Source organism: Treponema sp. R80B11-R83G3, from assembly GCF_054786115.1.
On sequence record NZ_BDHF01000366.1, the window covers coordinates 1 to 857 of the forward strand.

General features: G+C 37.5%; 2 protein-coding genes. Both read right to left on the reverse strand.

What is annotated here, in order from left to right:
- Positions 1–20 precede the first annotated feature (20 nt).
- Complete coding sequence (locus tag ACYVRH_RS13890; RefSeq protein ID WP_461257477.1) at positions 21–419, reverse strand: transposase; 399 nt, start codon at positions 417–419, stop codon at positions 21–23.
- A partial coding sequence (locus ACYVRH_RS13895) for a transposase family protein (protein WP_461257476.1) occupies positions 416–857 on the reverse strand: 442 nt, incomplete at its 5' end. The genes ACYVRH_RS13890 and ACYVRH_RS13895, both read right to left, overlap by 4 nt.

The window sequence follows — 857 nt, forward strand, 5'->3', positions numbered from 1 at the left end:
TAGACTTGTTCGACAACCCATTATTTACACCTGTTTTCAAAATTAATAACACCGCAGATTAAAGACAATCTAAGCAGATGCCTTTTACAGTGATTCCTATATGGATACGCCATAATTTTAAATGTTTTTATTTTAGCGTTAATATGTTCTACGGCAACCCTTTTACGCGCAAGGCGTTTGTTATATGCTTTGTCTTTTTCACTTAACGGGTTGTTTTTACTTGCTTTTATTGGTATCATGCCGTTTGCATGATAATCGCGTACGCCTAAATACCCAAGATCGCCATACATTAATATTTCTTCGTCAATTTCGGTTCCAATAGTTCTTTTAAATAAGTTGAAATCATGCTCATGCCCAAGCCCGTCTTTAACGTCAATAATTTTTTTGGATTTGCCGTTAATAATTATCTGGTTTTTTATCGTATGCCGCTTCTTTTTGCCGGAATAATGGGATTTTTGGTTTTTTTTGGCCTGTTTATCGGGCTTTCAGTTACATCGATCACTATATACTCAATCGTGCCGCCTGCTTTTTTCAACGCTTTTTTGCCGGGCAATTTAAACGTCCCGTCTTTCGTTAAGGTGTTTTCCACCCATTGAATAGATTCGCATATTGTGCTTTTGCTGACTCCGTAGTCGCCTCCGATGCTTTCCATTGTCCTATATTCACGCAGATATTTAAGCGCGGCATACAATTTATCTTCAACAGACATTTTTGGCGGGCTGCCGCCTTTTCTGTGTGTTTCCTCGTATTCTTTATCAAGAATTTCTTTCATTTTCATAAATGTTTGTGTTTTAACGCCAAACATCCGCTTAAAAGCATGTGCTTTATCGTTATAATTTGTTTTTTCCCCGCCCATT